This is a genomic window from Cohnella lupini (genome assembly GCF_003386205.1).
GTDB lineage: Bacteria > Bacillota > Bacilli > Paenibacillales > Paenibacillaceae > Cohnella > Cohnella lupini.
In genome coordinates this window covers 26,387-27,658 of record NZ_QRDY01000030.1, presented here as the reverse complement: position 1 = coordinate 27,658, position 1,272 = coordinate 26,387, and the positions used below count along the sequence as shown (strand labels likewise).

The following is a 1,272-nucleotide window of genomic DNA, read 5'->3' as shown; positions in this document are numbered from 1 at the left end:
GTCACCGAAGGCGATGCTGCATCCCGATCACCTTGCGCAGCATCGATAGCTGCTTGCGTGTCCGTTCCGTCTTCCGCTAATCCGTTTGCCGCGGCTTCGGCAGCGTCTACTTCAGCTGTCGCCGCATTTACTTGATCCAGCACGCTTTGAGCATCGTCAATTTTGGACTGAACTGCCGTTATTCTGCTATCCAAGGAAGTCTTCGTCGTACTGCTCGGCAATGCCGTCACGGCCGACGATGCTGCATCTCGATCAGATTGCGCAGCATCAATGGCTGCTTGCGTATCCATTCCGTCTCCCGCTAGTCCGATTGCTGCGGCTTCGGCAACCTCTACTTCCGTTATCGCCGCGTTTACTGCATCTAAAGCAACTTGTGCAGCGTCAATCGCAGACTGAACTGCTGCAAGTCTATTCGTTAACGATGTTTTCGCCGTGCTATTGGGCAATGCCGTTAGCGTTGGCGATGTTGCATCCCGATTTCCTTGCACAGTGTCAATGGCTGCTTGCGTATCCGTTCCGTCTCCCGTTAATCCGTTCGCAGCGGCTTCGGCAACTTCTACTTCCGCAGTCGCCGCGTTTACTGCATCCAACGCATCCTGTGCATCGTCTATCGTGGATTGAACCCCCGCAAGTCTGCTCGTTAACGATGTTTTCGCCGCGCTGTTAGGCAATGCATTCACCGAAGGCGATGCTGCATCCCGATCACCTTGCGCAGCATCGATAGCTGCTTGCGTGTCCGTTCCGTCTTCCGCTAATCCGTTTGCCGCGGCTTCGGCAGCGTCTACTTCAGCTGTCGCCGCATTTACTTGATCCAGCACGCTTTGAGCATCGTCAATTTTGGACTGAACTGCCGTCATTCGGCTATCCAAGGAAGTCTTCGTCGTACTGCTCGGCAATGCCGTCACCGCCGACGATGCTGCATCCCGATCAGATTGCGCAGCATTAATGGCTGCTTGCGTATCCGTTCCGTCTCCCGCTAATCCGTCTGCCGAGACTTCGGCGACCTCTACTTCCGCTATCGCCGCGTTTACTGCATCTAAAGCAACTTGTGCAGCGTCAATCGCAGACTGAACTGCTGCAAGTCTATTCGTTAACGATGTTTTTGCCGTGCTATTAGGCAATGCCGTTAGCGTTGGCGATGCTGCATCCCGATTTCCTTGCACAGTGTCAATGGCTGCTTGCGTATCCGTTCCGTCTCCCGTTAATCCGTTCGATACGGCTTCGGCAACCTCTACTTCCGCTGTCGCCGCATTTACTGCATCTAACGCATTC

The 1,272-nt window shown here is 54.3% G+C and carries 1 protein-coding gene; it reads right to left on the bottom strand.

The window, feature by feature from the left end:
- Nucleotides 1-1,272 (bottom strand): hypothetical protein (locus DFP95_RS29070; RefSeq protein WP_220376474.1); only part of this gene is annotated, 1,272 nt, incomplete at both ends.